Source organism: Pseudomonas sp. HN8-3, assembly GCF_020790195.1.
In the GTDB taxonomy this organism is placed as follows: Bacteria; Pseudomonadota; Gammaproteobacteria; order Pseudomonadales; family Pseudomonadaceae; genus Aquipseudomonas; species Aquipseudomonas synxantha_A.
This window is the reverse complement of sequence record NZ_CP086206.1, coordinates 4,040,409-4,063,761: the sequence shown is the minus strand read 5'-3', so window position 1 is coordinate 4,063,761 and position 23,353 is coordinate 4,040,409. Positions and strand designations below refer to the sequence as shown.

The window sequence follows — 23,353 nt, the reverse complement described above, 5'->3', positions numbered from 1 at the left end:
AAGGCTGCCTTTGCAGGCAAGCCTCACACACATTTGAACGGCTCACGTTGGAGGGGCCAGACCGCTACAGGTCTGGCGCAGGAGCAAAAGTTCTGTAGATACCCAGGTCTTTAGGGGGTATCAGTCAGTATGTTGTCGGAGTTCAGCTCTGCATAAGTGTCGTTTTCGTCCTCATTGACGGTGTACCAGGCCCAATAGGTGTTACGCCGCATAAATCCTCCTGCGGTCAATGTCTTTGTCGGGCGCCCGAGGGGGTCGTAGAACTGTCGGTCGCTGTGGCCCAGCTCGCGCATGGATTGATCATTGACGTAGGTGTGCTTGTCGGCGAAGTAGGGGCGGTAGACGCGAATGACCAGGCCCTTGTTGTTGTATTCGACACGCTCGCTGATGCGCCAGCGGGGGTCGGCTTGCACTTGGCGCAGCTGTTTCTTCAAAGTGGCGTTTGCATCCGGCAGTTCGTCGACCAAAAGGTTGCCCTTGTCGTCGACGGCATGGGCCGGGCCTGGTTCGGTCTTCTGCTTGGTCTGCAATGAGCGGCCGAAGCCATCCCAGCAGGTCAGGGTCATGCGAACCTGTTGTTCGGCATCGCCGGGGTAGCGGTCAGCTTGCAATATGAGCCCATGTACCGGCGTACGGCTGGCCTCATCGATCAACGCCTTGAGTTGTTTTGCACTGTCACTGAGGGGCTGGCGAGCACCACCCAGCCGCGATCGCGCGCTCATGCGGATATGCCCGCCGGGGAGCAGATACCCCTTGGTAATCCACTCGGGCTTGACCAGAGCCAAGTCGATGCTGCCCATCCAACTGAAAGGCGCGTAGCAGTGCGCGCTGGCCATGTCTTGCAGCACGCTTTGCGCCTGTTCGATGGCCAATGCGGGCGTTACATTTTTGCGCGGGCGGTAGCTTTCCAGAGCGGCGAAGCCCACTCTGAGGCTTTGTTCGTGGCCGTAAAAGGTGTTGGCGAGTAACTGCCCAAAACCGTCATAAAGCGCTTCTTGAATAGTGCCATTGGGGTCGACGATTTTTATCGGCAGCAGCAATCGATAGTCGTATTCGGCCTTGGTTACACAATCGTCGGGCATTTTTACGCGCACGGTTTGCAACGTGTAGGGGTCATAGGTGAGCTTTGTTTCGCCATGGGCCTCGGTGGCCCGCAGCGCCCTTATCCGATAAAACTGGGTGGCCTTGCCATAGCGGGGAAAGTGCCGGCGAATCGACCACAGTCGGTTTTCCTTGGGCGGCACCTCGCCGTCGAATAGAAAAAACAACTCCATGGTGTGATAGCCGCTGTCGGTGAGCTTTTGCACCAGGTCCACCTTGGGTTGGTTGGGCATGGCCGGAATGTCGTTGTAGGCACTTATGGCCTGGTCATCCAGCTCGGCGATTTCCAGATAGTCAGTCAATGCCTGGACGGTGGCGACGCCAGGCTCCAGGGTTTTACCGGAGCTACCGGCCTGCCGGTAGTACTGCAGCGACAAGCCGCTCAGGGTGCGGCTGGCCCCTGCGGCCAGCGGCCCGACGCTGGTATCGATGAACACCTCATAGGCGATACGCGCAGGGTCCAGCCCGCCAGGCGCCGGCGCCTTGCCGAGCACCAGGGCGTTGTCTCGTTGGCGGTAGGGCAAGGCCAGGCACCACTGCTGTGCGTCGTCCAGATGAATGGGCTGCGCCAGCGTTTCGCTCAGGTAATAGAATTGTTGCGCGTTGTCATGGGTATCGTGCCACCAGCGCTGCTGGTGCTCATCCACCAGCACGGCGGGCGGCGGGCTGTCGGTGGTGGTACGGCGGGCATAATGCAGGGTCACGCTATGCACCAGGTAACCATAGGCATCCCAGCGCAGATTGATCTGGTGCTGGCAGACGGGATCGTTTTCCACGCCTTCGTATTGATAGCTGATCGACTCCAGCGCTAATGGCAGCAACCGGGGGTAGGGCGTATGAGCACTGGCGGGGGCCAGTTCACGGACCAGATACCGCTGGTGTTTGACCGAGTAGGGCACGGCGTCTTGCGCCGGGTCTGCTGCCATCACTTCGACCCGCAGCACCGCGCCACTGAGTGCACGGGCCACGTCGCGTGCCAGCGCCGGTGCGGGGTCGCTGATCAAGTCGTCATGATGATCCAGCGGTTGTGCCCCAGCTGTCCCCCTGTAGCGGCTGACCAGCGTGCGGCCGGGAGCCTTGGCGTCTGGGTCGTGAGTGCTCTGGCCGAGGCAGGGCATGTCCAGGGAGCGCCCGGTATGAAACCAGGTTTTGCTGAGCACGGGAGCGCTTGACCCCGGCGCGTGAGGGGCGTCTTTGCGGCTGTCGGTGTCGGTTTGCAGCAACAGCCCAAAGCCACGAAACTTGCGGTCCACACGGTCGTAATAAGCCTGACGATAGCTCACGCGCTGGGTCAGCTGGTTGCCGGTAATTTCGTCTCGTTGGGTTTGTTGGCTGGCCAGCAGCAGCGCGAAGGGTAACTGGCTGATAGCGGGCTGGCCCTTGGCATGCAGCTCGCGTTTTTCGTCCAGCCACTCCTGGGCACTGCTGCGATATTTGATCGACGCCTGGGCGCCCATGTTGTTGTCGGTGCGTACGAGCAGCCAGGGCTTGTGGCTGAAAAAGTCGTAGCGCCAATGGATGGGGGTCTGGTGGGCGGCGGTCAGGATCAGGCTAGGGCAGCCCCGGCCGCTCACGTCGACGATGTTGACCTGGCAGTGGTCGTCATACTGCACACCCTCTGGCCACGGGACCTTGATCGCCTGCGCCTCGAAACCGTTGCCGCCTTTATTGAGGAAAATCCACAGGTGGGCGGCGCTCAGATACAGCAAGTCCGTAGCGCCACCTCCATTAAGGTCGACGAGCAGTACATTGGCCGGCTTGAACGTTTCATAACGCAGTGGCAACGTAGCCAACACAAACCCTCGGGCAAAGCGGCCTCGACCCAGGTTCGGCCAACATTTCACTTCGTCATGCCGGATACGCACCAGATGCTGTTGGCCCGTGGCGAGTACATCGCTGAACGCCACCAGCTCGTTAGGCGAGGCGGAAACGATCGGCAAGACGTCATCGAGCTTATGAGGCACCTCAATGGCGGGTTCGAAGCCTTTTCTTCGGCGATTGGCATACAGGCGTACGCTACGGGGGCCGATCATGGCAACGTCAGGGCGTCCCGTCCCCATCAAGTCGGCGAGGATGCCCTGGGGGTGGAAGAACTCCGAGGGGAATGCATCGAACGACGTATAGGCTGACCAGTTACGCTGTTCATCCAGGCTGAAAAAGCCATTCATTCCTGGGTGGGCAACCAGCCAGTCCAAACGGCCATCGCCGTCCACATCGGCCAGCGCCTGGTGGATGGGCCGGCTGCTGTCGGCGACCGGCACCCGCGCCAACTCCTGGGCCGCGCCGTAAATCACCTCGTCGCTGGTTTTCGTGTGCTGCGGCCTGAGCGGTTCACGGTAGTACCAACTCTTGTCAGTGCGATACAACACACCCGGTATGCCTTCGCCATACAGATCGACCAGTTGATAGCGATCGCTGTCATGCAGCCCGGGCAGCGAACTGAAGGGCTTATAGCCGCTCTTGTCTACCTTGAGCTGGCTCGATTGGTAAAAACACTCCAGCGGCGGGCGGCTCACACTATTGCCCGAGCTGTCGAAGGCCTGCTCATGGACCCCAATCAACAGGCTGACATGGGTGGGCGCGCGGTATTCCAGCAGCAGACGTTTGACCAGCACCGGGTCGGTGCCCATTTGCGCTTCCTTGGGGAAGTGGTGAAACATCAGAATCTGGTTGCAACAGCGCAGGGTGCGTAGCTCGAAGCCGAACGAAAAATCCGAGCAAGGATCGGGTCGTGTCGGCCACTCCCGGATTTTCTGATACGTCGGCCGCTTATCCAGCTCAAGGTCACGTTCGCCATAGTCAAAGAGCAACTGAAAGTGCCAGCCCATGCCCGGCTCATCGTCGGTCTTCCAAAGGTAGAGTTGTTCCTGCTCCTCGGCGGTGAAGTTGCCGTAGCAGACGCGCTCCAGGTAACGCTGGGCTCGACAGTCCCTCGGGTAGCGTGAGGAGTCAGTTTCTTTTTTGTAGTGATAATAAATGTGTTCGCCGTGGGTATTCAGGCTTTCCTGCAACAACCATTGCGCCACATGGTGCGGGTGGTCCGGATCGGCAATTCGGGCCAATGGGGTCTTCCCGTAAAAGTGCTGACTGCCATCGGCACTTTGTATCAACCAGAAGCCTGCAGCATCGGTTGCCGAGTGCCAGTGCTCGATACGGTCGAAATGGCTCTCAACCCGGGGAAAGTACCGGGTGGCCGTGTAGGCGATGGTCAGTGGCAAACCATTGAAGGAGGTCGCGGCGCGGCTGACTATCCGACCTTCGGCGTCGCGTTCGGGTAGCCATATTTGCGCGTCGGGGCCCACCAGTACGTCGTGCTCCGTGTAGGCCGGCACACCATGGGAGGTACGCCGGCTGACAGCCGGCAGGGGTATCCCCCAACCCAATCCGAAGGGGCCGTTGCCAGCGCCGCTGTGATAGGCCAGCGACATGGCCGGCGCGTAACCGCGCGCGGGAGAGATCGGCAAGGGAATCTCAAAGGTGGCCATACCGCTGGCGCCGACATCGCCCCAGCCTTTGCCGGTGCCTTGAATGGCACCGCCGCCTTTGGGCAGGGCCGGGGTATTGACTTGGAGGTTGGGCGTATCGTCGTTCATACCTTACCCCCGCTGGCAACTGGCACCCTGGCGGTGTAACGCAGGTGAATGACGATATCGTTGATTGATTGGAGTACGGCTTCTTGCCGGCTGTGATTGGGGAATTCCAGGGTCCAGTTGGAGATGGCCCCGGTGTATTCGAAGGGCAAGTAGCGATCGTGGCTCTCGAAGTTGAGGGTGAACAGGCCGTTGTCATCCAGGCCGGTGGACAGTGCGATTTGCTGATGGGCACGCATGTCGCGGCGCCGCTCGCCTGCGGGCAATACGATTTCGTTATGGGTTTGGGTCAGTATCGCCTTGATGTCCTCATAGGGGCCTAGCGTCGCGGGCAACGACACGCTGATGCCTTTTATTCGCCGCAGGATGTGGTGGGGGTAATCCTCTTCAAACAGAGCCTCGGGCAACTTGAAGCACAGCGTGCCGTTATCGACCAGTTGTCGTTTATGCTCGGCCCATGTGTTTTGTGTACTCGATGATTGAGTGCCGGTTGTGTCTGTTGTGGGTGTGGAGACTTTGCAATCGATCATGCGATGACGCAGGGAGATGGTCTTGACGATCTCCAGGTCCCGCACGTTCTGGTCCACATAGGCCGCATTCATCTTCAACAGCGACAGCTTCAGGGCCTCACCCGCCAGGTAGCCGCGGTAGTTGTTGTTCCAGGCACCGGGCTGGATAAACGTGCTCGCATAGTCTGCGACTTCGTACTGCCAGCACGCTTGCGCGGTGCGGCACAGGGAAAGGCTAAGGTCATAGACTTGGTAGTAGAACTTGCTCAGTTGTACATTGAGCCAGTCATACAGTTGTGCCCTGGTAAAGCGCTTGGCCAGCAATTGATAGTTCGACCAGGCCTGGGCCAGGGAGGTCTCGGCCAGGCGTAATTGCAGGCGCGTGGCTTTTTCCTGCTCGGCATAGGCTTGTAACTGGGCATCGACCTGTGCCAATTCGAGTCGGGCCTGATCCTGGGCATGCGCCCACTCTTGCTCCCGACGGTTGAATTGCTCGGAACGGTCCAGGTCTGCGGCAGTGCCCCGCAACACTGTCGCGACGCCTTGAGCCAAGGCTTGGGCTGCATAAAACGGGCCCTCCCAGCGCGACCCGCCGGTACTCGTACCGAAGATGTTCGGCGCGATCATCGCGATGCCGGCCGCTGCGGCGGCGGCGGAACCTGCGGCCTCGAATCCGCTACTGATCAGGTAGAGTTGGCCTGCGTGTGCTTCTGCGGGGCTGATGCCTTCGGTGAGCAGGCGTTCGTAGTGGCGCATCCGGGATTCGATCATGCTACGACTGGCGCCGAGTGCCTGGCGGTTTTTCTCGTCGAGCAACAATGCCTGGTGTTGTTGGGTGACGACGATATTGGCCAAGTCCCAGGCTTGTTGTTGCTGCAACTCCAGGTATTCAGCCTGTTCCTTGCGCTCAATCAGGCTCAGCACCGTGTTGCCGAATTGAATCACCGCCTCGGTTGCCGTGAGCGCGTGGCCCAGCATGATCTGGAAGCGATAATGGCCGACTTGCGCGTCAATGAACGGCGCCGCGCCTCCTTCGCCGAAGGCACCTATGCTGCGGCTGGCCAACAGTTTTAGAGGTGAGAGCGGGGTTGCGTACAGCGACAGGCGCAAGGGTTTGCCAGTGATATCGAGATTGTACCGCAGGTTATGCAGGCGACTTTCGAGCTTGTCCCAGCGCGCCACCAGATCGGTATTGAAGGGTAGGCACAGATTATCGGTGTCCGTGAGCGAAGCCAGTGCGGTGCTTTCGGTCGCAGGGTTGACATTGATTGGTGGGTTTTCTTGCTCCAGTTCTACCAGGGCTTTAGAGCGGTTCGTCGTCAAACTTTCGAGGGTGATTTCATCCCACGGTTCAGTGGTGGTGACGCGGGGGCGTGGCCCGAGAAAGTGATTGGCTCGCGTGTACCAGAGTTTGGCCTGGGTCAGGCTGTCGGGGGTGAGTTGCCGATAGGCTGCATCGCCACGATTGAGCAGTATGTCGAGATAAAGCAGGTAGATTGCTTTGCGAAAATGCACCGGTGAGCGAATCGCCAGTTTATGTGGGTCGTGAGTGACTGAACCGGGGAGCGGCCCCGTACGAACGAGCTCGTTGAACCCCCAAAATGCAGGGCGCTCGCTGGTCGTATCGGCCAATCGCCCTGGGTCGAAGATGTGTTTTAGCCAGGCTTGGGCTTCGACATACTGCTGCTCCTGATTCAGGCGGTGGGCAACCAGCCAGGGCACGTACAGGAACAGCTCCCAGAAGTACTTGCCGTGAGCCCCGTTAAAGTCAATGTCCTCTGCTGCGCCACCTGGCGTGAGTGGAGGTTCTTGCCACGTTTTCGGTGTTAACGAAAACAAATGCTCAAGGCTGACATTGGCCGCCTTGACCAGATTGCCGGCAAAACAGGTATTCATGCGCAGGCGGGGGGGCGTGTCGGCAGGCGGGGTTGAGGTGCTCGTTGGGAAATCAATAAATTCGGCGGTGCCGAGTTTTTCCGACGTCTGTCTTTTGATCGTCGGCGCCAGTTGTTGATTGAGCGTTGTGTCAGAGGTGGAAGGGGCCAGCTTCAAGGTGGTCGCTTTCAGGGTATAGCCGAGAATTGTCGAGTCGTCTTCTTTGGCAGGCTCAAGCGTCACCACCCCGTGTATCAGGGTGATGCCCGACGTTATTTCCTCCGTGGTCACTGGAATCCGCGCCGTGACCCGATGCCCGCTGGGTAATTCGGGATTTGATCCGGTGAGGCTTTCGTGGGTAGTGTCCTGATAGTTGATGATTTGATGTGAGTTGGCATTGATTTTTTCGGTGAATGGATAGTCTGTAAAATTAGCTCTCATAATGATGTGCTTATAGGCACGTAAATTAGATGTGCGCAGGTTGGGCCTTTTGATGGTCAACGTATTTTGTGCGTGCAGCGACGTCTTTTTGTTTGCGTCTGGATATTTGCTGTAGCGGTCAAGGGCGACCTGGATGGAGTTTTTTGTACTTGTATATAAACTGATGAACGCATTCTTGTCGATATAATGATCTTCGAGTGAGACGGTGTTCCCGTCTTTGTATTTAGCGTTAATGAGTAACCCGTTTTTGATATGTACAGCGTTGGGGAACTCATCATGCGTGGCCGTATTTTTAAAATAAAGAGCGTAAAAATCAGTTTTTAACGCGTCTGTTGGGCCGATAATTTTAGACTCACTGGTCAGTTTGAGCTGAGTGGCTTTCGGATCATCCAGTGCGTCGTCTACTATCAGTATGATGCTAATGTCCTTAGGGGCTTCTTTTGTTAATGTGACGCTGTACGATTGCCGGAAATTTTCATTGAGGGTGGAGGTAAACACGAGTTCGTTGGTATTTGAATCAAAAGAGACGTCACTTGTTTCTGGGCTTTTTATTTTTTCTCGATTTTTTCCAAAGTTCCAATAGTTGTTGTCTTCGGTAATCGTTTCCTCCCGGGGGGAAATCGAGTGCTTGTTTGGGGGTGTCACCTTGAACTGCAAGTTACCTTGGTTTTTATGAGCAAAGAACGTGAGGTATTGCCGGGCGGTGTCAGGCAGCAACTCACTGTAGTACCCACTCACGCTTTGATCTTTGCCTTGAACCACCGTCTGCACTTTTGTCTTCTGCGATGGATCGAAGTGTTCCAGGAGTCGGTTTATCTCTTCGTCCACCTGTGAGCCGGGTAGCACGCTGTAGCGCTCGGGGCTGCCGCCATCGGCGATGGTAGTGATGTTGAAGGACTGGTCGACGTGGACAGCCTGGAAAAATTTGCCAATAAAGTTCTCCTGCTGTTTGGGGTCTTTACGGCTGGTGGCCAGCACACTTAAAAACAGTACCGGGGGGCCGTCACTGTGGACGATAGCTACCGTCTGCGTAATGGTTTTCAGAAAGGCAGAGGTCAATGCATTGACGTCTTCGGTGGCGCAGTGCTCCTCGATGCAGGCTTTGGGCGCGCTCCAACTACCATCGTGCTTTTTATAAGAAAAATTGAGGCGAAACTTGACGTAGCGGCTGTTGATCCATTCGGTCAGCTGTTTTTTTTCCTCTGAATCCGTTTGCGCCGGTGGGACGGAACTGGTGGGGGCGGGTTTGATGCATTCGGCCCAGATGAAAAATAACCGGTTATTGAAGTACACCGGCCGGATACTTTGCTCGGCGGTGGCGTCGGAGACCGACAAGTTGATTCTCTCCCAGTCTGACCAGGCGTCCTGAAAAAGTACCGAGCCTGCGCGCTTGGACAGGTCGAGGGAGCGCCAGTAATAGGTGTTTTCGGAACTCGATTTACCGACGAAGTAATAGGTGCCGCTATGCAGCTTGCTCAAGTCGGCGTCGATATAACCGTTGATCGTGCGTATGTTGGCGGTTTCCTCGAACCTGGCCAGGTAATTGTGAACCGCCGTGGTGACGGTATCCGCTTGAATTCGATACTGGCTCAGGTCGTTTTCCAACTGTTCAAAACTGTCGGTCTTGTCACGCCGTAATGTCGGGTCCAAGTAGTTGGCGGGGTGATAGTGCAACTGCTGGTTGGCGTTCCAGAGAGCGTAGGTGTGCAACTGTTCGCGCCATAAGGTGTCCTGTTGCGCGGTCATGCCCTGCTTTTCATAGCCCGGTTCCAGGCCGAGTTGGATGCGCGTGATGTACTGCTGCAGGCTGGAGATGGCACAGGCTACCGGGCTGGTCGGTACGGCTTGGCTGACTTGTACGTCGAGCAGCCAGTATTCGTAAAGATCGTCGACATGGGTGATCTTTTCCTTTAAGTCGGTAGGTACCTTGTAGGTCAGGTAGTACGCGAGCATGGCGTCGCGCAGGCTTTCATTGAGCTGTTGATTAAGCGAGTGAGACATGATCAATCCTTGAGCAGGTCGAATGTGAGTAGGGTGTGAATGGGTTATGAATACGCACTTGTGATCGCCTCGCCGACGCTCTTCCAGTCAGCAAATGTAGAGTCGGCTTTCAGTTCGCTGGCTTTGATCAGCATGTTGGCAGGCAGGCCTGTGTCGATGCTGGCTTGGCGGCAGCGCAGCACCCAGTCCAGGCGCATCATTGAGGTAATGCGTGGAGGTCTCAGTTTGTCGCAGAAGACGTCGATTTCACTGGCGTTCCAACCTAAAAGTTGAGCGAGACGCTCGTTCGTTTCTTCACTGGTGTTTTGCGTAGCGCCGTTGGGCAAGGTATTGGCGTGTTCGAAGTAGTCGAGCAGTTGCTCTTCCGTCAGGCCGCAGTGGTGTAGGCAATGTTTGAACTGCTGCATGAGGTAGAGGTTGTACGGGGTGAGTTCAAGTAACGAAGACATCTTGTACTTGCTCGCGAGCCAGTGCGGATTGACCAGGAACTGGTGAAGTGCTTGTGGGCTGAGGGGCAGTTGCAGAATATCGGCGGCGTGAGGTAACCGCAGTATCAGATAACTGAGCGTTTGCAGCGGCGAAGCAGCGGGGGCATATAAACGCAGGAAATGGTGGTCATTGTCGTATTTTTGATAGCCGTTGGTATTGCTTGGCTCATGGAGGACGGCTTGGGTGATTTCTTTAAGGCGTAGATATAAAGCCCACAACTCATCACGCACCTTGCTCAGCAGTGTGTTGAGTGTAGGTTTCGCTTGGTTGATCAAATGTGTCGTACGTACAGGCATAGTGCTGATTTCAACGGAGGAGAGCACTTGATCGAGCGCCATCTCGATGCTGTTATTGGGACGCATCCGTTGCAGCGCCGCATAGGCCAAGGATTCCCAGTCAACGGCGGGTAAACGAACTGTTTCGTCATCGGGTTGCTGAGGAAGATCAAACCGGTGCAACGCTTCGGAAAGAGACGCTTGGTCATAGCTGGCGAACTCCTTCAATAGCTGATTGATGATCGGGTCCTGGACCTGGCGATCCAGCAATAGCTGGCGTCTGAGCAGCGCCAGGCTGCTGCCGTTTTCTTTAAACCAACGGCTGGCCCACTCCAGGTGCATGAGCATGTCGAGGAAGTCAGTCGTGCCCTTCGGTTTGTTGCGTAACGTTGGGTTGCGCAGCTGCATGAGAAAGTTCGCATTCCCGAGCATTTGCACCAACTGTCGGCATTCCACGACCGATAACCCGAACAGGCGAGCGACTCTCGCTTGCCGATAGATCTCGCTGACCGTCTCGATCGTGCGGGTTGCAGGTTTGTTGGGGTTGATCAGTAGTTGAAGCGAATCCTGGGTGTCTTGCAGGCCCAACCCCGCGCAGAGCTGTTGCCGGGTGGTACCGTCGAACGTAGCGCTGTCCAGATACAGGGGAGGCAGGGCGGAACCCGTGCGATTGAACACCTGGTCGAACAATGACACGCGGTCGCCTGAGGCATGGACGGGTAACTGATGAAGCAGGGCGGCAAATTCTTCGGCTTGCAACGTGTAGCGTTTGCTCAAATAGCAAAAGACCCCCAGCGACCGGAGGGTGTTATGGGTGATCAGCAGCGTGCTGTTGCGATGGCCTTCACAGCGCATGGCGCTGACTATCAGGGTGTCCAATTGCGCGAAAGGCAGGCCGAGCCAGCGCTGTAGACGAATCATGCGTTGCAGCCTGTCGAAGCGCTCAAGGCTAACGTGGGTCAGCTTGGCGTTGTCCAGGCTGATAGCGGGTGTGGTCGTGCCGTTGATATAGCACGCACCGTAGGTGAGGCCGGGGTTTTGCTTGCAGTTAGGCGATTGGCGTGGTGACTGAGTCTGTTGTGCAAGCAGCGCCTGAAGTTGGTCGGCATCCAGTTGTGTATGGTTCAGAAAGTCAGTGAGTTCTGCCGGTCCGATCAGATCAGTCTTCCAGTTGTAATAGTTGTGATAGAACCCTTTCGCGCCCGCTTGGGTTACCAAGCTACTTTTCAGCATGTTCTGTTGTTGAGGGCTCAACCCCGATAACTGACACTGGACTTCGTTGTTCTGTTCGCCGACCTGCCCGTAAGTGCTGGTTTCTCCCGCCAGAGGCAATTGGCGACTGATGCGATAGTTCAACTCACCCAACGCCGGCTTGTCGCCCGACAGGCCCTGTTGGCATTGCTGATGGTGCAAATGATAGGGCAGAGAAAACGGATACCAGGTTTCACTCAGCACCTTATAGGTATCTTCTTCTTTGGCCGGCGCGATATTTTTGAGCAAGATCTGGTTGACGATCGACAACATGGGAACCTGGCCCGAAACGCTATGTTGGTTGATCACCTGGTCTTTGAGTTCCGGGCGTCGCTGCGACAGCTTGAGCGCGTTTGCGTCCTTGGTGTTTTCTTCCAGCTGCTGGGCGAACAAATAGAGCGCCCGCAGGTAGGCAGTCGGTGAGTCAACCGCTGCAATCGACGAACTGGAGCAGAACTGGTCCCACTTTTCCTTGAACAAGGCCTGGTAGGTTGCGCTGGTCTCGGGGGGGAGACTGCGTTTATTGCGCGGTGAAGAAGGGGGGGACGAGACTTGCTGTTCGCGAAATAGCGTTTCCAGTTGCGCGGCGGCGCTCTGGGCCTTGAGGTACACCGTGTGTGCATCGTCATCGTTGTACGTTGCCAGTTGCTCGGCAAAGGCGCTTTCGGACAATCGTACGATGTCCAATACCGAGGTGAGGTTGAGGCGCTGCAGGGCGGTCTTGAAATCGTCCCGACCGGGGGCGGGAGGACGTGAGTGATCAATCAGCTTGGCGAGCAAGGGGCTGCTGTCGGTTTGCATATTCATACGTTCCTTCACGCCCGCCGAGGGTGCCGGCGGGCAATGAAAAACGCTATCACGCAGGTTAACGGGGCCAGGTATAGGTATTTACAGGCGTCGTCGGCGCACGCCGGTTGAGGTGCCTATACACCGATACCACCTCTGTGCAAGACATGAGCCCTAGGCTTTTCTGACCATTGTGCAACTCAGGCCATGTGATATGTCTGCTTCACTTCATCGAAATACGCCCTCGCTTGTAGCATTCGACCCCCGTGGGTTGACGGTCCGCAGTGTCGCTTATCTGCGCGCTACCCCCCAGGCTGCGCCGACGGCCCGTGTCAGGCGTCAAGTCTATGGGGCCAGCGGCCTGATGCTTGAGCAGTGGGACTCTCGCCTGCATACCCTTAAATCACGTGAACCATTGATCGAGGCGAATCAGGTGTCGGTGTACAGCCTGTCCGGGACGCTGATCCGCAACCACGATGTGGACGCCGGCATGCGGCTGATGCTGGCAGCGCCATCCGGGCAACTGTTGCAGGTCTGGGATGGTAGGGGGGCCTATCAGCGCCACGACTACGATGACTTGCAACGTCCGGTGGCGGTGTTCGAACAGGCTGCCGACGAAGAGCGACCCCGGTGTGTCGAACGCCTGGTATATGCCACTCCAACGTCTGAGCACCGCGCCCTTAACCGCGGTGGTCGTCTGGTGTGCCATGCCGACCCGGCTGGCACCCAGGTGTTCGAAGCGTATGGGATGAGCGGGCAAGTGCTTCGGCAGACGCGGCGATTTCGCGAGGCGCCGGGCGATGTTGACTGGCCGCTTGCTCAGGCCGATCAGGACGCGCAGTTGGACGGCGAGCGTTACACCACACGCTGGATATTTGATGCCCTCGGCGGCACGTTGGAACAGGTCGACGCCAAGGGTAATGGTCGGCAGTTTGCCTATGGGTTGGACGGACAGACGAAACATATTCACCTCGCCTTGAAAAGTGGCGCACGCAAAACCGTGATAGACCGCTACGTCTATAATGCCGCCGGTCAGGTGGAGACGGCCCGGTTGGGCAATGGCGTGAGCAGTCTGGCCGCCTATCGGCCCGAGGATGGCCGTATGAACCGGTTGATGGCGTACCGCCAAAATGAGCCGGCGGCGCCATTACAGGATTTGCGCTACGACTATGATCCCGTGGGAAATGTTTCGAAGCTGCGGGATCAGGCGCAACCGGCCCAATGGAGCCACAACACGCAAGTGAATGCCGCCTATTGCTATCAATACGACTCGCTGTACCAACTGACCCAGGCGACAGGCCGGGAAAGTACCGTCGCCGCCATCACCCCAGCACTGCCTGCGCGTATTTCGTTCGGTTCGACCGATGCCGGTTTATGTCGCAACTACACCCAGCATTATGCTTATGACGAGGGGGGCAACCTGACCCGGTTGCGGCATGTGCCGTCCAGTGGCGTCGGTTACACGCGCGACATGCAGGTCGCCAGTGGCAGCAACCGCGCGTTGTCTAGCGAGCATCCGGTTGGCGCGTTGGCGCAGGGTTTTGACGCCAATGGCAATCAGCAACGGCTGGGGCGTGGTGTAGCGATGGCGTGGAATGTGCGTAATCAGTTGTCCAGGGTCACGTCAGTTGTGCGCGACGGAGCTGACTCGGATGAGGAAGCTTATGTGTATGCAGGCGACGGCCAGCGTGTGCTCAAGCTCACTCACCAGCAGGTTGCCGGCAGTCGACAAACGGCGCGTGTCTATTACCTGCCAGGCCTGGAAATTCGCCAGTGGCCATTGCGTCGATTGAATGTGTTGCGCCTTGACGTAGCGCGCTGCGCGGTGGAGGTCTTGCAATGGGAGCTGGGACTTGATGAGGGGGCTGACGATGAAGCCCTGCGTTTCTGCCTGACCGATCAGCAGTCGAGCCATGGGTTGGAGTTGGGCGAACAGGCCGAGTTATTGAGTCAGGAGAGTTATTTCCCGTATGGGGGGACAGCGTGGTGGGCATCGCGCAACGCGGTGGAGGGCAGTTACAAAACCCGTCGATATTCAGGCAAGGAGCGTGACGGCAGCGGTTTGTATTACTACGGTTTCCGCTATTACGCCCCATGGTTGCAGCGCTGGATAAGCCCCGACCCCGTTGGGGGAGGGACGCAGCTGAATCCTTATCTCATGGCGTTCAACAACCCGGTCACGTTCGTTGATTCAATGGGGTTGCAGCCTACCGACATGGAAAATCCTCAGATACAGGACGAGATCATACTCATCCTGGTTCTGGCCTTGCTGGGCCTGGGGGCGGGAGCGTTGCTGGGTGATGAGAGGGTGGGGGCTGCCGTGGGGGGGCTGGTGGGAGGCCTGCTGGTTGGTACCGCCCGCTTCATTACCTATCAAAGCATGCAGCCGCAGGCCCTGGCCAGCGCAGCGCAACAACAGGAAGAAAATTTCGCCAGGGCCGTTTCGGAGACGGCGATTGCTGCGGCGGAGGATGCGGGGCTGAGTCACGAAGAAACGGAGCGGCTGGTGAATTTTGCCTACGCGCGCCGTCATGCTGAAAAAGGCATTACCCTTATGGTCCATCGGCGTCAGGGGACCCTCCGTGGCTACGTGGGGCCTGTGGACGAGGCGGAAGACCTCGAACGCGTACTGGGGGGGAATCGTAACCCGATGCCGGAGTTGAAACGCATGGGCTATGGCGTGATAGTGCTGCGAAGTCCAGCACGTGAGTCCGCTGCCGCGAGCGGTCAGCAGGCGGGGCCAAGCGCGTTCGAGGTTGGGGTGACGACACCGGTGGCTGGTTCAAGTCGCGCACGCGGTGGTCGGCAAGCACAGGCGCAGGTGCCGTTGGTGGCGCCGGCGGCAGCGAGAGCCGCTACCCCGCAGATGGAGTTCGATACCGCGAGGCTTGTAGATACCCAACTATCGGGCCGCGAGCGCCGCAGTATTGCCCTTACCCTCAGCCACTTGCGTGAAGGGCGTTTTGGCGCGGTTCATTGGCATGCTCACAGAGACCAACTATGGTCCGCTGATTTGCACGGCTACGCCGCTGCTCGTGGACGCGGTGCCTATCGTTTGATGTTCAGCCATCTCGGCGGCCAGCGGTACCGAGTGGAAGGGGTACGTAACCCACATCGCTGAGGACATATCAGCGGCTGCGTGCCGATGCGATGGCGCCGCACTTTTGTTAGAATGCGCGCCGCGTCGCCTGACCGACGCCTTTTTGCATCCGGTTCACCCCTTACGAGGGTAGCCACCTGGAGAGAACACCCATGACTCAACCGATTGTTGTGGCGGCACTGTATAAGTTCGTCACCCTCGAAGATTACGTCGCCCTGCGCGAGCCACTGCTGCAGGCGATGGTCGACAACGGCATCAAAGGCACCTTGCTGATCGCCGAAGAAGGCATCAACGGCACCGTTTCCGGCAGCCGCGAAGGTATCGATGGCCTGATGGCCTGGCTGAAAAAAGACCCGCGCATGGTCGACATCGACCACAAGGAATCCTACTGCGACGACCAGCCGTTCTATCGAACCAAGGTCAAGCTCAAGAAAGAGATCGTGACCCTGGGCGTCGAAGGTGTTGACCCGAACAAAAAAGTCGGCACCTACGTCGACCCGCAAGACTGGAACGCGCTGATCAGCGATCCTGAAGTGCTGTTGATCGACACCCGTAACGATTATGAGGTGTCAATCGGTACCTTTGAGGGCGCAATCGACCCAAAGACCACCAGTTTTCGCGAATTTCCCGACTATATCAAAGCCAACTTCGACCCGGCCAAGCACAAGAAAGTCGCCATGTTCTGCACCGGCGGCATTCGCTGCGAGAAGGCGTCGAGCTATATGCTCAGCGAAGGCTTTGATGAGGTTTATCACCTCAAGGGCGGGATCCTGAAGTACCTCGAAGAGGTGCCCCAGGAAGAAACCAAATGGCAGGGCGACTGCTTTGTGTTCGACAATCGCGTGACCGTGCGCCACGACTTGAGCCAAGGCGACTACGATCAATGTCATGCCTGCCGCACACCAGTGAGCGTAGAAGATCGCGCCTCTGAGCATTATGTGGCTGGCATCAGTTGCCCCCATTGCTGGGATAAGCTGCCGGAGAAGACCCGTCGCAGCGCGATCGACCGGCAGAAGCAGATCGAGCTGGCCAAGGCCCGCAATATGCCGCACCCGATTGGTTTCAACTACAAGCAAACTCCTTCCGAGGCCTGAGCCATGTCTGCGCGCCTGCTCTATGTAATGGATCCGATGTGTTCCTGGTGCTGGGGCTTCGCCCCGGTCGCGCAGGCGCTGGTAGAGCAGGCCCAGGCGGCCGGCGTGGACGTGCACCTGGTGGTGGGCGGCTTGCGCACCGGCAGCGGTGCAGCGCTGGAGCCGACCACCCGGCGCTACATTCTTGAACACTGGCAAGCGGTCACCGAGGCCACCGGCCAGCCATTCAAGCGTGAGGGCGCATTGCCTGACGGGTTTGTCTACGACACCGAGCCTGCCTGCCGTGCCATCGTCACCGCGCGCAGCCTGGCGCCGGATTGCGCCTGGACGCTGCTGGGGCTGATCCAGCGCGCGTTCTATGTCGAGGGACAGGACGTGACCCTCGCCCATGTGCTGGTGGACCTGGCCGAGCAGGCCGGTATTCCGCGTATCGAGTTTGCAGGCGAGTTCGACCGCGCCGAGCAGCATGCCGCCACGGCCGCCGATTTCACCTGGGTGCAGGATCTGGGGATCGCCGGTTTCCCGACGTTGCTCGCAGAGCGCAATGGCCAGTTGGCCTTGCTGACCAATGGTTACCAGCCGCTGTCCGAGCTGTCGCCGTTATTGGGTCGATGGCTGGAGCGAGCTGCCTGTGTATGAGCAACCTCAACGCACTGACCGCCTGACCTGGGCAGAGATTCGCCGTCTGGCGCTGCGCCACAAGAAAGCCCTGTGGATCGCCAATGGCGTGGCCGTGCTGGCGACGCTGTGCAGTGTGCCGATCCCCCTGCTGTTGCCATTGCTGGTGGACGAAGTGCTGCTGGGCCACGGCGATGCCGCGCTCAAGGTGATGAACCACGCGTTGCCCCTGGGTTGGCAGAAAGCCGCCGGCTACATCGGCCTGATGCTATTGGTAACGCTGGCCCTGCGCTGTGGTGCGTTGGTGTTCAACGTGGTGCAGGCGCGGCTGTTTGCGCGTTTGGCCAAGGACATCGTCTATCGCATCCGCGTGCGGCTGATCGAACGCCTCAAGCGGATCTCCCTGGGTGAGTACGAAAGCTTGGGTAGCGGTACGGTCACTACCCACCTGGTCACCGACCTGGACACCCTGGACAAATTCGTCGGCGAAACCCTCAGCCGTTTCCTGGTGGCGATGCTCACCCTGGTCGGCACGTCGGCAATCCTGGTGTGGATGCATTGGCAGCTGGCGCTATTGATCCTGTTGTTCAACCCGTTGGTGATCTACGCCACCGTGCAATTGGGCAAGCGCGTCAAGCATCTGAAGAAGTTGGAGAACGACAGCACCTCGCGCTTTACCCAGGCACTGACCGAAACCCTCGATGCCATCCAGGAAGTGCGCGCCGGCAATCGCCAGGGCTTTTTCCTCGGGCGCCTGGGCCAGCGTGCCCAGGAAGTGCGCGACTATGCGATTCATTCCCAATGGAAAACCGATGCTTCCAGCCGCGCCAGTGGGTTGCTGTTCCAGTTCGGTATCGACATTTTCCGTGCGGCAGCCATGCTTACGGTGCTGTTCTCCGACCTGTCCATCGGCCAGATGCTCGCCGTGTTCAGCTACCTGTGGTTCATGATCGGCCCGGTGGAACAACTGCTGAACCTGCAATACGCCTACTACGCCGCGGGCGGCGCGCTGACGCGGATCAACGAGCTGTTGGCACGCGCCGATGAGCCGCAGTACGCCGGTGGTGCCGACCCGTTTACCGGGCATGAGACTGTCGGTATCGAGGTGCGTGGTCTGGAGTTTGGCTACGGTGAGGACCTGGTGCTCGACCAATTGAACCTGGCGATCGCGCCGGGGGAGAAGGTGGCGATTGTCGGCGCCAGCGGCGGCGGCAAAAGTACCCTGGTGCAGTTGCTGCTGGGGCTCTATACACCACAGGCCGGCAGCATTCGTTTTGGCGGGGCCACCCAGCAGGAGATCGGCCTGGAAACCATTCGTGAAAACGTCGCCGTAGTCCTGCAACACCCGGCGCTGTTCAACGACACCGTGCGCGCCAATTTGACCATGGGCCGCACTCGCTCCGATCAAGCCTGCTGGCAGGCGCTGGAAATCGCCCAGCTGGATGCTACTGTCAGGGCGCTGCCCATGGGCCTGGACAGTGTGGTGGGGCGCTCGGGTGTGCGCTTCTCCGGTGGTCAACGGCAGCGCCTGGCCATCGCCCGCATGGTGCTCGCCGAGCCTAAAGTGGTGATTCTGGACGAAGCCACGTCGGCACTGGATGCGGCGACCGAGTACAACCTGCACCAGGCATTGGCGCGGTTTCTCAGCGGGCGTACTACACTGATCATCGCCCACCGGCTGTCCGCGGTGAAACAGGCTGACCGAGTACTGGTGTTCGATGGCGGGCACATCGCCGAGGATGGTGATCATCAGCAATTGATCGCCGACGGCGGGCTCTACGCCAAACTTTACGGACACCTGCAACAAGTGCGTTGATTTAGCTTAGGCTGTGCTATCGGAAGCGGATTTTCGCGTGCGTATCAAGCTGTGCATGTGTAAGGGACTTCATGAAGCAAAAGCGGACTCTCGGAACGCCACGGTTGTTGGGTATCGTCTGGCCCTTTATTGCCGTTGTCTTGTTCCAGGCATTGTTAGGCTGTGGCAGTCTCTACGTGCTCTCTGCGGTGCGTGGCTATGTGGCTGGCGAAAGCTTGTGGTCCAAGGGCCAGAAGGATGCCATCTATTACCTGACGCTGTATGCCGATAGCCGCGACGACGCCACCTATCTCAAATACCAGCATGCCATTGCCGTACCTCAAGGCGGGCATGAGCTGCGTGTGGCTCTGGATCGGGCCACGCCAAACCTGGCTGCCGCGCGCCTGGGCATCCTCAAGGGTGGCAATCACCCGGACGACGTCCCCAGCCTGATCTGGCTGTACCTCAACTTCCGCCATTTCAGCTACCTGGAAAAAGCCATTGAGCTGTGGACGGTGGGCGATGGCTACCTTGAGCAACTGGATGAACTGGCCCAGCAGATGCACAGCGCCATCAGCACGGATCAGGTCACCGAGCAGGATGTGCGCGCCTGGAAAGCGCGCATCATTGCCATCAACGAGGGTGTAACGCCGGCCGCCAAGGCGTTCAGTGATGCGCTGGGCGAAGGTTCGCGAATGATCCTGCGTCTGCTGTTGATCACCAACCTGGCCACCGCCCTGGGGCTGATCGTCCTGGCGCTGTTGCGTACCCACAAGTTGCTGGCCCAGCGCCACGCCTTCGCTGACGCGCTGCAGGCGGAGAAGGAGCGGGCGCAGATCACGTTGGAGTCGATTGGTGACGGGGTGATCACCACCGACGTCGACGGCGCCATTGCCTATATGAACCCCGCGGCCGAAGCGCTGACCCACTGGAAGTCGGAGCAGGCCCAGGGCTTGCCGTTGGCGGCGTTATTCAAGTTGCTGGATGAAAACGCCGAGCCCGACGGCTTTACCTTGATTGAACACATCATCAAGGGCCAACTCAGTGGCGGCAGCGAGCATTCCAAGCTGATCCAGCGCCTGGACGGCAGCACCGTCTCGGTCACGCTGGTGGGCGCGCCGATCCGCAGTGCCGGCAAGGTCAGCGGTGCGGTGTTGGTGCTGCACGACATGACCCAGGAGCGCCAGTACATCGCCAACCTTTCGTGGCAGGCGACCCATGATGCCTTGACTGGCCTGGCCAACCGCCGCGAATTCGAGTTCCGTCTTGAGCAGGTACTGCAACAGGTGGCACGCCAGCAAAATGGGCGACATGCCTTGATGTTTCTCGACCTCGACCAGTTCAAGCTGGTCAACGACACCTGCGGCCATGCGGCAGGCGACGAACTCCTGCGCCACATCTGCGCGCTGTTGCAATCTGACTTGCGCGAGGGAGATACGTTGGCACGCCTGGGGGGGGACGAGTTCGGCATTCTGCTGGAGAACTGCCCGGCGCCGGTGGCGGAAAAGATCGCCGAGAGCTTGCGCCATACGGTGCAAAGCCTGCACTTTGTGTGGAAAGGCCGACCGTTCATGACCACCGTCAGCATCGGCCTTGTGCATATCTCGCAAACCCCAACCACCCTGGAAACCTCCCTGCGGGCGGCCGACATGGCCTGCTACATGGCTAAGGAAAAAGGGCGCAACCGCATACAGGTCTATCACGCCGATGATTCCGAGTTGTCGCTGCGCTTTGGCGAAATGGCCTGGGTGCAGCGCCTGCACATTGCCCTTGAGGAGGATCGGTTTTGCCTCTATGCGCAGGAAATCTCGCCGTTGGGCCACACCGAAGCCGGCAATGGGCACATCGAAATTCTTCTACGCCTGCATGACGAAGCCGGGCGCATCATTTTGCCCGACAGTTTTATCCCGGCAGCCGAACGATACGGTTTGATGACGTCGCTGGATCGTTGGGTGGTTGAAAACGTATTCAAGATCATTGCTCGATGCATGACTGAACGTCCGGGCCGTCCTATGGCCATGTGTGCGATTAATCTGTCAGGAATAACTATCGGTGATGACGATTTTCTAGGTTTTTTACGTGAGAAATTCGGTGCTTACAGCATTCCACCAGAAATGATTTGTTTTGAAATAACTGAAACCAGCGCTATAGCCAATTTGGGTAGTGCCATTCGATTTATTAATGAACTCAAAGCGTTAGGTTGCCATTTCTCACTCGACGACTTTTGCGCCGGAATGTCCTCATTCGCATATTTGAAACATTTACCTGTAGACTTCCTGAAGATCGATGGAAGTTTCGTAAAGGATATGCTGGACGACCCGATTAACCGCGCCATGGTCGAAGTGATCAACCACATCGGCCACGTCATGGGTAAGCGCACAATTGCCGAATTTGTTGAAACACCCCAGATCGAACAAGCGTTGCTTGAGATCGGTGTGGATTACGCTCAGGGCTACCTGATTGAACGCCCGCAATTGTTTACCTTTGATAGCTTGCAGTGTCGACCCGTGCGGCCTCAGCCCTTGGTGTTCAAGGCGCCCGGCACATTCCGCTGAAACATTTGCTGGTCTGTAAAATCACACTTAAAAAGGAGCCCTACAGTGATCGACACATTCAACAGAACCGGGCCGCTTATGGAAGCCTCGAGTTACCCTGCCTGGGCGCAGCAATTGATCCAGGCCTGTAGCGAGAGCAAGCGTCGGGTTGTCGAGCACGAACTGTATCAGCGTATGCGCGACAACGCCCTCTGCGCCAAGACCATGCGCCACTACCTCATTGGTGGTTGGCCGGTGGTGGAACAGTTTGCTTTGTACATGGCGCAAAACCTGACCAAGACCAAGTTCGCCCGCCACCCGGGTGAGGATATGGCGCGACGTTGGCTGATGCGCAACATTCGCGTGGAACTCAACCATGCTGATTATTGGGTGAATTGGGCGCGTGCCCATGGTGTCAGCCTTGAAGAGCTGCAAGCCCAGGACGTGCCGCCGGAACTGCATGCACTGAGTCATTGGTGCTGGCACACCAGCTCGGCGGATTCGTTGATCGTCGCGATTGCCGCCACCAACTATGCGATCGAGGGGGCGACTGGGGAGTGGTCTGCCGTGGTCTGCTCTACCGGTGTGTATGCCGACGCCTTCCCCGAGGAAGATCGCAAGCGGGCGATGAAGTGGCTGAAGATGCACGCCCAGTACGACGACGCCCACCCGTGGGAAGCCCTGGAAATCATCTGCACCCTGGCCGGGAACAACCCTGGCAAGGCCCTGCAGGAAGAGTTGCGCCAGGCAGTATGCAAAAGCTACGACTACATGTACCTGTTCCTGGAAAGCTGCATGCGCCTGGAGAACGTCGAGAAAGACAAAGAGAAGGCGCCAGCCATTCGCGAGCGCCCGGTGCGCGTTGCCAGCGAGGCGTGATGTAAACGTGATGGCGGGGACTTACCCCGCCATCGCCAAGCGGTTGCGGCCTTCGCGCTTGGCCACGTACAGCGCGTTGTCTGCCCGGCGCAGCAGGCTTTCAGCCGATTCGGCCGCCAGCAGCGTCGAGCAACCCAGGCTCACCGTCAATTCGACCCGCGTGCCTTCCACCCAATAGTCCTGGGCTTGTGCCGCCTGGCGCAAACGCTCACCGACCATCTTCGCTGCATCGCGTCCGGTGTTGGACAGCAGGATCAGAAACTCTTCCCCGCCAAACCGAAATACCATGTCGACGTTACGCAACTGGTGTTTGATCGCCCCCGCCACGGTGCGCAGCACGCTATCGCCGGCGGCGTGACCATGGGTGTCATTGATTCTCTTGAAGTGGTCGATGTCCAGCATCAGCACGGACAAGGGGTGCAGATGCCGCCTGGCCATGTCGATTTCCCGTTGCAGCGTCTGATCCATGGCCACGCGGTTACCGGTTTCGGTCAGCGAATCGCGCAGGGCGCTGCGGGTGGCTGCACGGTAGAGCAGGGCGTTACGCATCGGATACAGCAACGTCACCAGCAGGGATTCGAGCTGGCTCAGTTCCTCGTCGATCAACCGTTGGTTGCGGCGAAACACCAGTTCTCCAAGGTGCTCGCCTTCGTGGCTCAAGGTGTAGCTCACCGAATGGTGGCCACGATGACCGAACTCGAGGCGCAGGTCGCTGGCGGTATGGCGATACTGCAACGCGTCCAGCGGCACCAGGCGTTGTATTTCGCGAAAGAACAGGCCGAGGATGCGCTCCGGCTCCAGGCTGGTTTGCAACTGTTGGCTCAGTTGCTGGCACAGTTCGCTCAGGGTTGCGGGGCGGCGTGGCCGCAGGGAAGGCTGACCAAATCCCAGGCGCTGCAATTTGGCAGTGTCGAAGTCAATCGCGTTGGTCTGGGTGGGTGTTTTCATAAGCGGATGGCCTCTAAGCACTTGGCTGTCTTACAGGCGGGATGAGGGCGGCAAGTGCCAGGCGTCT

Annotated in this window: 10 protein-coding genes; 6 read left to right on the top strand and 4 right to left on the bottom strand. The window is 58.4% G+C overall.

Going from position 1 to position 23,353, the window contains the following annotated elements:
• Nucleotides 1-110: 110 nt before the first annotated feature.
• Genes LJX92_RS18015 through LJX92_RS18005 form a run of 3 tightly spaced genes read right to left on the bottom strand, consistent with a single transcriptional unit; the run spans nucleotide 111 to nucleotide 12,312 of the window.
• On the bottom strand, nucleotides 111-4,694 hold the full coding sequence (locus tag LJX92_RS18015) for a SpvB/TcaC N-terminal domain-containing protein (protein WP_228308765.1): 4,584 nt from the start codon (nucleotides 4,692-4,694) through the stop codon (nucleotides 111-113).
• Nucleotides 4,691-9,517: a neuraminidase-like domain-containing protein gene (locus LJX92_RS18010; protein ID WP_228308764.1), complete on the bottom strand. Its 4,827-nt coding sequence runs from the start codon at nucleotides 9,515-9,517 to the stop codon at nucleotides 4,691-4,693. The genes LJX92_RS18015 and LJX92_RS18010 overlap by 4 nt, the downstream gene beginning before the upstream one ends.
• A 44-nt stretch (nucleotides 9,518-9,561) precedes the next feature.
• Nucleotides 9,562-12,312 (bottom strand): Tc toxin subunit A, encoded by a 2,751-nt coding sequence (locus LJX92_RS18005; protein ID WP_266105136.1) that lies wholly within the window; start codon nucleotides 12,310-12,312, stop codon nucleotides 9,562-9,564.
• Between the two features lie 220 nt (nucleotides 12,313-12,532).
• On the opposite strand from LJX92_RS18005, the gene LJX92_RS18000 reads away from it, so the two are divergent.
• From LJX92_RS18000 to LJX92_RS17975, 6 genes are all read left to right on the top strand, one after another.
• Nucleotides 12,533-15,439 carry an RHS repeat-associated core domain-containing protein gene (locus LJX92_RS18000; protein WP_228308763.1) on the top strand — a complete coding sequence of 969 codons (2,907 nt, stop codon included), beginning with the start codon at nucleotides 12,533-12,535 and terminating at the stop codon, nucleotides 15,437-15,439.
• Nucleotides 15,440-15,570: 131 nt separating this feature from the next.
• A complete protein-coding gene (locus tag LJX92_RS17995; RefSeq protein WP_228308762.1) occupies nucleotides 15,571-16,512 on the top strand; it encodes a rhodanese-related sulfurtransferase in 942 nt (313 codons plus the stop codon).
• Nucleotides 16,513-16,515: 3 nt separating this feature from the next.
• Complete coding sequence (locus tag LJX92_RS17990; protein WP_032880163.1) at nucleotides 16,516-17,151, top strand: DsbA family protein; 636 nt, start codon at nucleotides 16,516-16,518, stop codon at nucleotides 17,149-17,151.
• Nucleotides 17,144-18,946, top strand: a complete 1,803-nt coding sequence (locus tag LJX92_RS17985; protein ID WP_005789883.1) for an ABC transporter ATP-binding protein — start codon at nucleotides 17,144-17,146, stop codon at nucleotides 18,944-18,946. The genes LJX92_RS17990 and LJX92_RS17985 overlap by 8 nt, the downstream gene beginning before the upstream one ends.
• Before the next feature lie 71 nt (nucleotides 18,947-19,017).
• Complete coding sequence (locus LJX92_RS17980; RefSeq protein WP_032880164.1) at nucleotides 19,018-21,480, top strand: EAL domain-containing protein; 2,463 nt, start codon at nucleotides 19,018-19,020, stop codon at nucleotides 21,478-21,480.
• 78 nt (nucleotides 21,481-21,558) lie between these two features.
• Nucleotides 21,559-22,338, top strand: coding sequence for a TenA family transcriptional regulator (locus LJX92_RS17975; protein ID WP_416309123.1), 780 nt, complete (start codon nucleotides 21,559-21,561; stop codon nucleotides 22,336-22,338).
• A 21-nt stretch (nucleotides 22,339-22,359) separates the two neighbouring features.
• Here LJX92_RS17975 and LJX92_RS17970 read toward each other — a convergent pair whose 3' ends face one another.
• Complete coding sequence (locus tag LJX92_RS17970) at nucleotides 22,360-23,286, bottom strand: GGDEF domain-containing protein (protein ID WP_032880166.1); 927 nt, start codon at nucleotides 23,284-23,286, stop codon at nucleotides 22,360-22,362.
• Nucleotides 23,287-23,353 lie beyond the last annotated feature (67 nt).

Excerpts from the sequence above, each read along its gene's own strand:
- LJX92_RS18015 (WP_228308765.1), bottom strand. The coding sequence starts at position 4,694 with ATGAACGACGATACGCCCAACCTCCAAGTCAATACCCCGGCCCTGCCC.
- LJX92_RS18010 (WP_228308764.1), bottom strand. The coding sequence starts at position 9,517 with ATGTCTCACTCGCTTAATCAACAGCTCAATGAAAGCCTGCGCGACGCC.
- LJX92_RS18000 (WP_228308763.1), top strand. The coding sequence starts at position 12,533 with ATGTCTGCTTCACTTCATCGAAATACGCCCTCGCTTGTAGCATTCGAC.
- LJX92_RS17995 (WP_228308762.1), top strand. The coding sequence starts at position 15,571 with ATGACTCAACCGATTGTTGTGGCGGCACTGTATAAGTTCGTCACCCTC.
- LJX92_RS17990 (WP_032880163.1), top strand. The coding sequence starts at position 16,516 with ATGTCTGCGCGCCTGCTCTATGTAATGGATCCGATGTGTTCCTGGTGC.
- LJX92_RS17980 (WP_032880164.1), top strand. The coding sequence starts at position 19,018 with ATGAAGCAAAAGCGGACTCTCGGAACGCCACGGTTGTTGGGTATCGTC.
- LJX92_RS17975 (WP_416309123.1), top strand. The coding sequence starts at position 21,559 with ATGGAAGCCTCGAGTTACCCTGCCTGGGCGCAGCAATTGATCCAGGCC.
- LJX92_RS17970 (WP_032880166.1), bottom strand. The coding sequence starts at position 23,286 with ATGAAAACACCCACCCAGACCAACGCGATTGACTTCGACACTGCCAAA.